This window comes from Sphaerisporangium dianthi, assembly GCF_042654065.1.
In the GTDB taxonomy this organism is placed as follows: domain Bacteria; phylum Actinomycetota; class Actinomycetes; order Streptosporangiales; family Streptosporangiaceae; genus Sphaerisporangium; species Sphaerisporangium dianthi.
Genome location: NZ_JBHSFP010000043.1, coordinates 47,333 through 55,563, shown reverse-complemented (window position 1 = coordinate 55,563; position 8,231 = coordinate 47,333). Strand labels below are relative to the sequence as shown.

Below are 8,231 nucleotides of genomic sequence, written 5' to 3'. Positions count from 1 at the left end.
CAGCTGTTCGAACTGCTGGACCCGGCCCGGATCGGGGTCACCCTGTCGGAGGAGTTCCAGCTGCATCCCGAACAGGCCACCTCCGCCCTCATCGTCCACCACCCCGAAGCCAAATACTTCAACGTCTGACCACCTCCGAGGGCACGGAACGGCCTCCGGTACGGTCGTCGGTGTACGTCAGGGCACCGGTGCGGGGGTTCGAACAGTGGACGCGGTCTTCTTCGACATGGACGGGACGCTCGTCGACACCGAGAAGCTCTGGTTCCAGGCCGAGCGGTCGGTGATGCGACGTCTCGGCGCGGGCTGGACCGCCGCCGACCAGGAGAGCCTGGTCGGCGGTTCCATGCCGGCGACCGTGGCCTACATGCTCGCCAAGAGCGGCTCCGACCGTGACCCCGGCGAGGTGACGGCGTGGATGATCGACACCGTGCTCGGACTGCTCGCCGACGGCTTCGAGCCCATGCCGGGGGCGGCCGAGCTGCTGGCCGAGGTCCACGCGGCGGGCCTGCCCACCGGCCTGGTCACCTCCTCCTCCCGCCTCATGGCCGAGGCCGTGCTGGCCGGCTTCCCCGGGGGCGGCGAGTTCGGCGTGGTGGTCACCGGAGACGACGTCGAGCGCTTCAAGCCCGACCCCTTCCCCTACCTCATGGCCGCCGCCGCCCTCGGCGCCGACCCCACCCGGTGCGCCGCCCTGGAGGACTCCCCGGCCGGGGTCGCCTCGGCCACGGCCGCGGGGTGCGCCGTCGTCGCCGTGCCCAGCCTGCTGCCCATCCCGCCCGCGCCCCGCCGGCTCGTCGTCGAGTCCCTCAAGGTGGTCGACGTCGCCGCCCTGCGCAGCCTCGCCGGCTCCTGAGCCCCCCCGGCGGGTCGCCGGCATCCTCCGTGGGCGGGGGACCAGGCCATCCGCAAGGAGGAGGGGCCGGCGCCCGCGCGCGTGCCAGGATGGAAGGGTGAGCCGTGACAAGGGGGCGAGCCGTTATGTCCTTTGACCAGATCGCCTGGCTGCCGTTGTGCGCCGGGGTGAGCGCGGCCGGGCTGCTACTTAGCTTCCTGGCACTTCGGCGGCGCGGCGCGGCCGCCGGCCTGCGCGGCGCCGCCTGGTCCCTGATCCCGATCGCCGCCTACCTCACCGGCGCGCTGCCCGCCCTGTGGCAGGCCGGCACGGCCGTCGCCGGTTTCGTGACCGGCCTGGTCTTCTCGCCGCTGGTCTGGGCCGGAGTCATCGTGGCCGGGCTGTCGGCGCTGCTGTTCCTGGTCTCCGGCGTCCTGCGCAAGCGCCGCCGCGGCGCAGGCGCCGCCGCGGGCGCGAACGACCGCCCGGCCGGGCCTCCCGCGGTCGCGGGAGCCGGGCCGGCGCCCAAGGGGGGCGGCGCCACCCAGCCGATCCGCCGGCCACTGCCCCGCAAGCCCGCCGCCCCGGCCGCCGACGACGACCTGTCCGACGTCGAAGAGATCCTCAAGCGCCGCGGCATCAGCTAGCGCCCCCGCCGCGCCCGAGCGCCCCGGCCTCGCCGCGCCCGCCCCCCTGCCCTGCCCTGCCACGCCCCGCGCGCCCCGGCCCCGCCACGCCCGCGCGCCCCGGCACGTGCCGCGCGCCAGACGCGGCCCGGGGACGCCCGTCCCGGCTCCGGGCACACCCGCCGGGCGTCGTCCGGGCTGTTCGGCAGGTGGACGGAAGGTAACGATCAGGTAATGAGGTCGCCGGTGTCAAGATCTTTCACTGGTGCCCCACGACCCCGCGATAGGGTCACCAGCCGGGGCGATCGGCCGTGATTTTCCGGCGTCGCGGCGCGCCGGCAGGAGGCCCTCCGGCGCCGAACCTCCTGTGCCAGCGGGCTTCCCGCACAGTGTCACGGTTCCGGGACACAACCCGCACGCCCTCCGGACATTCGCTTCAAGATCAACACGAATGAATTTCGCATGAATCACAGTTGAGCCACATAGCGTGCTCGGGTACTGGTCAGTGCAGCTCAGCACGTAGATTCTGCGTCCGGGGGTCGTACACCTGCGGCCTGCCCGAAAGATGGGCGAAGCCCGCGGCCACCCGGCGGCGGGTTGCGCCATCGGACAGCCACAGTCGTCTGGGATCCAGGGGGCCGACAACTATGACCTCACCGCTCGACGTCTCCGGCGCGGAGCTTCAGGCCGTGCCGGAAGCCGTGCTCGAGGGGGCGCAGGGCAAAGCGATCGAGGGCCGATCGCTCGGCCAGATCGCGTGGACGCGCCTCAAGCGGGACAAGGTGGCGCTCGTCGGCGCCGGCGTGGTGATCTTCCTGATCCTCGTGGCGATCTTCGCCCCTCTGATCGTCGCCTGGCTGGGACACCCCCCGAACGACTTCAACCAGGACCTCATCAGCTCCGAGACGCTCGCGCCCAAGGACGGCACCGGCATCAGCGGGGACCACCTGTTCGGGGTCGAGCCGGTCAACGGCCGCGACCTCTTCAGCCGCGTGATCTACGGCGCCCGCATCTCGCTGCTCATCGCCTTCCTCGCCACGCTGCTGTCGGTGGTGATCGGCACCACCCTCGGCATCGTCGCCGGCTACTTCGGCGGCTGGGTCGACTCGGTGATCAGCAAGGCGATGGACATCTTCCTCGCCTTCCCGCTGCTGGTCTTCGCCATCGCCCTGGCGGGCATCGTGCCCGACTCGGCGTTCGGCCTCTCGGGCGACGCGCTGCGCGTCTCGCTGCTCGTCTTCATCATCGGCTTCTTCAACTGGCCCTACATCGGCCGCATCATGCGCGGCCAGACGCTGTCGCTGCGCGAGCGGGAGTTCGTCGACGCGGCCCGCAGCCTCGGCGCCCGGGGGCCGTACATCATCTTCCGTGAGATGCTGCCGAACCTGATGGCGCCGATCCTGATCTACGCCACGCTGCTGATCCCGACCAACATCCTGTTCGAGGCGGCGCTGTCGTTCCTCGGTGTGGGCGTGCGCCCGCCCACCCCCACCTGGGGCGGCATGCTGTCGGACGCCGTGCGCTTCTACACGATCCCGCACTTCATGTTCTTCCCCGGCATGGCGATCTTCATCACGGTGCTCGCCTTCAACCTGTTCGGTGACGGTCTCCGCGACGCCCTCGACCCGAGGGCCCGATGAGCTCGATCTGATTCCCCCCGCAAGTTCCCTGGCTCCGACAACAAGGGGTTTTGTAGATGAAGAGAAAAACCACACTGGGGGTGACCGCCCTGGGTGCGGTTCTCGCCCTGGGGCTGTCCGCCTGCGGTGGCGGCGGCACGGCGACGTCGCCGAGCCAGTCGGGCGCGGCGCCCGCCGGTGATGGCGCGAAGGCGGAGTTCAACGCCGCCCTCACGCAGGTGTTCAACCCTTCCGACAAGAAGGGGGGAGTCATCAAGCTCGCCAACGCGGGTGACTGGGACTCCCTCGACCCGGCCGACACCTACTACGGCTACTCCTGGGACTTCATCCGGCTCTACGGCCGCGCGCTGGTGATGTTCAAGCCGGCCCCCGGCAAGGAGAGCGCCGAGCTCATCCCCGACCTCGCCGAGAGCCTGGGCGTCCCGAGCGACAACGCCAAGACCTGGACCTACAAGCTCAAGCAGGGCCTCAAGTTCGAGGACGGCTCGCCGATCACCTCCAAGGACGTCAAGTACGCCGTCGAGCGGTCGTTCGACAAGGAGGTGTTCCCCGACGGGTACACCTACTTCAACGACACGCTGGCCTGGCCCAAGGACTACAAGGGCGCCTACAAGTCCAAGGACGCCGACACCGACAGCGCGATCGAGACCCCCGACGACCAGACGATCGTCTTCCACCTCAAGCAGCCCTACAGCGGCTTCGACTACTTCGCGCAGCTCCCGGCGACGATCCCGGTCCCCAAGGCCAAGGACACCGGCGCCAAGTACCAGGAGCACGTGATCTCCTCCGGGCCGTACAAGTTCGACAAGAACGAGATCGGCAAGGGCTTCAACCTGGTCCGCAACGAGAACTGGGACCCGGCCACCGACCCGAACCGCAAGGCGCTGCCCGACGGCTACGAGGTCACCACGAACGTCAACGCCGACGACATCGACAACCGCCTGCTGTCGGGTGACCTGCACATCGACATCGCCGGCACCGGCGCCCAGCCGGCCACCCTCGGCCGCGTGCTGACCGACCCGAACCTCAAGGCCGGCACCGACAACCCGACGATCACCCGTCTGTGGTACACGTCGATCAACGGCAACGTGAAGCCGCTGGACAACCTCGACTGCCGTAAGGCCGTCGAGTACGCCGCGGACAAGGTCGCCTACCAGACCGCCTACGGAGGCGAGTTCTCCGGCGGCCAGATCGCCACCAGCCTGCTGCCCCCGGGCATCCCCGGCCACAAGGACATCAACCCCTACCCGGCCGGCGCCGACAACCACGGCGACGTGGCCAAGGCCAAGGAGCACCTGACCGCCTGCGGCCAGCCCAACGGCTTCGAGACCAACATCTCCTACCGCGCCGAGCGCCCGAAGGAGAAGGCCGCCGCCGAGGCGCTGCAGCAGTCCCTGGGCAAGGCCGGCATCAAGCTCACGCTGAAGCCGTTCCCGCAGGCCGACTACTTCGCCCTGTACGCGGGCAAGCCCGGCTACGCCAAGGAGAACAAGCTCGGCCTGGCCGTCAACGGCTGGGGTGCCGACTGGCCCGACGGCTACGGCTTCCTCCAGCAGGTCGTCGACAGCCGCGTCATCCGCGAGACCGGCGGCTCCTCCAACATCAGCGTCCGCGACCCCGAGGTCGACAAGATGCTCGACCAGGCGACGCTGGAGACCGACGTCGCCAAGCGCGAGGCGATCTGGGGCCAGATCGACCAGAAGGTCATGGACGACGCGTTCATCCTTCCGGGCATCTGGGCCAAGAGCCTGCTGATCCGCGGCAAGGGCCTGACGAACGTCTACTACAGCGAGGCGTTCGGCATGTACGACTACCTGAACATGGGCCTGCAGTAGCAGAGCCCGCACCCTTTCCGAAAGATCCGATAGACACGTGAACGCGGCAGGGGGCCGGCCGAGCGGCCGGCCCCCGGAGCCGGGGGGACTGTGGTCACATACATCATCCGGCGCCTGATCTGGGGTGTCGTCATGCTCGCCATCGTGAGCATGATCACATTCGCCATCTTCTTCCTGGTGCCGCGCCTGGCGGGCGCCACCTCGGAGAGCCTCGCGACGCGGTACGTCGGCCGCACCGCGACCGCCGAGCAGGTGAAGATCGCGGCGGAGCGTCTCGGCTTCAACGATCCGCTGATCGTGCAGTACGGCCGGTTCGCCAAGGGCATCGTCGCCGGCGCCGAGTACAACTACGGTCCCGGCGTTGAGCACTGCCCCGCGCCGTGCCTCGGCTACTCGTTCATCACCGATCAGCCGGTGTGGCCCGACCTGACCCTCCGGCTGCCGGTCACCATCTCGCTGGCCCTCGGCGCGGCGGTGCTGTGGCTCATCGCCGGCGTCGCCACCGGCGTGGTGTCCGCGCTGAGACGCGGCAGCGTCTTCGACCGGGCCGCGATGGGCATCGCCCTGGCCGGAGTGTCGCTGCCGATCTTCTTCACCGGCATCGTGTCCCTCGTGCTCTTCAGCTACGGCCGGCCGCTCGCGATCACCGCTCCCGGCGGCAGCTTCACCCCCTTCTTCGTCAACCCCGCCCAGTGGGCATACAGCCTGATCCTGCCGTGGGTCACCCTGGCCTTCCTGTACGCCGCCGGGTACGCGCGGCTCACGCGATCGGGCATGCTTGAGACGATGAACGAGGACTACATCCGCACGGCCAGGGCCAAGGGGCTCACCGAGCGCGTCGTCGTCTTCAAACACGGCCTGCGCGGGGCGCTCACCCCCATCCTGACCATCTTCGGCCTCGACCTCGGTCTGCTGATGGGCGGCGCCGTGCTCACCGAGAGCACCTTCTCGCTGCCGGGCATCGGCAAGTACGCCATCGACGCGATCACCAACCAGGACCTGCCGAAGGTCATGGGCGTGGTGCTGGTGGCCGCCTTCTTCGTCGTCCTGGCGAACCTGGTGGTCGACCTGCTCTACGCGGTGGTCGACCCGAGAGTGAGGCTCTCATGAGTTTTCTCGAACTGAAGGACTTCCGCGTCCACTTCCCGACCGATGACGGCCTGGTCAAGTCGGTCGACGGGCTGTCGTTCAAGCTTGAGCGCGGCAGGACCCTCGGCATCGTGGGCGAGTCCGGCTCGGGCAAGAGCGTCACGAGCCTCGGCATCCTCGGCCTGCACAAGGGCGGCTCCGCCAGGCTCGGCGGTGAGATCTGGCTGGACGGGGACGAACTGGTCTCCGCCACCTCCGAGCACGTCCGGGCGCTGCGCGGCAAGAAGATGGCGATGATCTTCCAGGATCCGCTGTCGGCCATGCACCCCTACTACACCGTGGGCGCGCAGATCATCGAGGCGTACCGCATCCACAACAAGGTGACCAAGGCGGTGGCGCGCAAGCACGCGATCGACATGCTCGGCCGGGTGGGCATCCCGCAGCCGGACCGCCGCGTCGACAGCTACCCCCACGAGTTCTCCGGCGGCATGCGCCAGCGCGCCATGATCGCCATGGCGCTCTCGTGCGACCCCGAGCTGCTGATCGCCGACGAGCCGACGACCGCCCTCGACGTCACCGTCCAGGCGCAGATCCTCGACCTGATGCGCGACCTGCAGCAGGAGTTCAACTCCGCGCTGATCGTCATCACGCACGACCTCGGCGTCGTGGCCGAGCTGTCGGACGACATCCTGGTGATGTACGGCGGCAAGTGCATCGAGTACGGCTCCGCCGAGGACATCTTCGAGCGTCCCGAGCACCCCTACACCTGGGGACTGCTCGGCTCGATGCCGAGGCTCGACCGCGAGCGCACCGAGCGCCTGATGCCGATCAAGGGCACTCCGCCGTCCCTGATCAACGTTCCGCCGGGCTGCGCCTTCCACCCGCGCTGCACCTTCGAGGGCCGCACGGACGGCAAGGCGAAGACCGAGGTGCCGCAGCTCCTCGAGACCGAGGGCGGCCACCTGGTGCGCTGCCACATGCCCGCCGAGGAGCGGCGCGCCATCTGGGAGAACGAGATCAAGCCCAACCTGGAGTCGGTGTGAGCGAGACGCCCGAGCCCCTGCTGTCCGTCGACGGGCTGGAGAAGCACTTCCCGATCACCAAGGGCCTGATCAAGCGCCAGGTCGGCGCGGTCCAGGCCGTGGACGGCCTGACGTTCGACGTGCGCAAGGGCGAGACGCTGGGCCTGGTGGGAGAGTCCGGCTGTGGCAAGACCACGACCGGGCGGCTCATCACCCGGCTGATCGAGCCCACCGGCGGGAAGATCCTGTTCGAGGGCAACGACATCACGCACATGTCGCAGGGCGCGCTGCGCCCGCTCCGCCGCGACATGCAGATGATCTTCCAGGACCCCTACAGCTCGCTCAACCCGCGCCACACCGTCGGCGCGATCGTGGGCGCGCCGTTCCGCATCCAGGGCGTCAAGACCGAGCACGGCACCAAGAAGGCCGTCCAGGACATCCTGGAGCTGGTGGGGCTCAACCCCGAGCACTACAACCGCTATCCGCACGAGTTCTCCGGCGGCCAGCGCCAGCGCATCGGCATCGCGAGGACGCTCGCCCTGAAGCCCAAGCTCATCATCGCCGACGAGCCGGTGTCGGCCCTGGACGTCTCCATCCAGGCCCAGGTCGTCAACCTGCTGGAGGACCTGCAGAACGAGCTGGACCTCACCTACGTCGTGATCGCCCACGACCTGTCGGTGGTCCGGCACATCAGCGACCGGGTCGCGGTCATGTACCTCGGCAAGATCGTCGAGATCGCCGACCGCAAGGACCTGTACGAGACGCCCATGCACCCCTACACCACGGCGCTGCTGTCGGCCGTGCCGGTGCCGGACGTCAAGGGGCGCGGGCAGCGCGAGCGCATCCGCCTGCAGGGCGACGTGCCGAGCCCGATCAACCCGCCGCCGGCCTGCCGCTTCCACACGCGCTGCTGGAAGGCCCAGGAGATCTGCAAGACCGTGGAGCCGCCGCTCGCCCTGCTGGCGCCAGGCCACCAGGTCGCCTGCCACTTCCCCGAGAACCAGCCCTCCGACGCCCCGCCCCCGGCCGACGCCGTCCCCGCCGCACCCGGCCTGCCCATGGGGTAGCACCTGCCCGATCTCCGCGGCGGCGGGGTTCACCTTTCCCGATCACCCCCTCCGTTCGGCTGCGCGCACCCTTGGCGACTTTTTAGAGTGTCCATGTCCTCACTCTGGGTGGGCATGGAC

General features: G+C 69.4%; 8 protein-coding genes. All 8 read left to right on the top strand.

Annotated elements, in window-relative coordinates:
- Window positions 1-129: vitamin B12 dependent-methionine synthase activation domain-containing protein (locus tag ACFO60_RS36745; protein WP_380850352.1), on the top strand; the 129-nt coding region annotated here is incomplete at its 5' end.
- Window positions 130-205: 76 nt separating this feature from the next.
- A complete protein-coding gene (locus ACFO60_RS36740) occupies window positions 206-853 on the top strand; it encodes an HAD family hydrolase (RefSeq protein WP_380850630.1) in 648 nt (215 codons plus the stop codon).
- 125 nt (window positions 854-978) lie between these two features.
- Window positions 979-1,479 (top strand): cellulose synthase, encoded by a 501-nt coding sequence (locus ACFO60_RS36735; RefSeq protein WP_380850627.1) that lies wholly within the window; start codon window positions 979-981, stop codon window positions 1,477-1,479.
- A 626-nt stretch (window positions 1,480-2,105) separates the two neighbouring features.
- Window positions 2,106-3,098: an ABC transporter permease gene (locus ACFO60_RS36730; RefSeq protein ID WP_380850624.1), complete on the top strand. Its 993-nt coding sequence runs from the start codon at window positions 2,106-2,108 to the stop codon at window positions 3,096-3,098.
- A gap of 56 nt (window positions 3,099-3,154) precedes the next feature.
- Window positions 3,155-4,933 (top strand): ABC transporter substrate-binding protein, encoded by a 1,779-nt coding sequence (locus ACFO60_RS36725; protein WP_380850621.1) that lies wholly within the window; start codon window positions 3,155-3,157, stop codon window positions 4,931-4,933.
- A gap of 90 nt (window positions 4,934-5,023) precedes the next feature.
- Entirely contained in the window at window positions 5,024-6,043 is a 1,020-nt protein-coding gene (locus ACFO60_RS36720; protein ID WP_380850618.1) for an ABC transporter permease, read from the top strand.
- Window positions 6,040-7,065, top strand: coding sequence for an ABC transporter ATP-binding protein (locus tag ACFO60_RS36715; RefSeq protein WP_380850615.1), 1,026 nt, complete (start codon window positions 6,040-6,042; stop codon window positions 7,063-7,065). The genes ACFO60_RS36720 and ACFO60_RS36715 overlap by 4 nt, the downstream gene beginning before the upstream one ends.
- Window positions 7,062-8,111, top strand: coding sequence for an ABC transporter ATP-binding protein (locus tag ACFO60_RS36710; RefSeq protein WP_380850612.1), 1,050 nt, complete (start codon window positions 7,062-7,064; stop codon window positions 8,109-8,111). Before ACFO60_RS36715 ends, ACFO60_RS36710 begins: the two co-directional genes overlap by 4 nt.
- Window positions 8,112-8,231 lie beyond the last annotated feature (120 nt).

What these genes read in the sequence shown, in the direction of transcription:
- ACFO60_RS36735 (WP_380850627.1), top strand. Translation starts at nt 979, where the DNA reads ATGTCCTTTGACCAGATCGCCTGGCTGCCGTTGTGCGCCGGGGTGAGC.
- ACFO60_RS36730 (WP_380850624.1), top strand. Translation starts at nt 2,106, where the DNA reads ATGACCTCACCGCTCGACGTCTCCGGCGCGGAGCTTCAGGCCGTGCCG.
- ACFO60_RS36725 (WP_380850621.1), top strand. Translation starts at nt 3,155, where the DNA reads ATGAAGAGAAAAACCACACTGGGGGTGACCGCCCTGGGTGCGGTTCTC.
- ACFO60_RS36715 (WP_380850615.1), top strand. Translation starts at nt 6,040, where the DNA reads ATGAGTTTTCTCGAACTGAAGGACTTCCGCGTCCACTTCCCGACCGAT.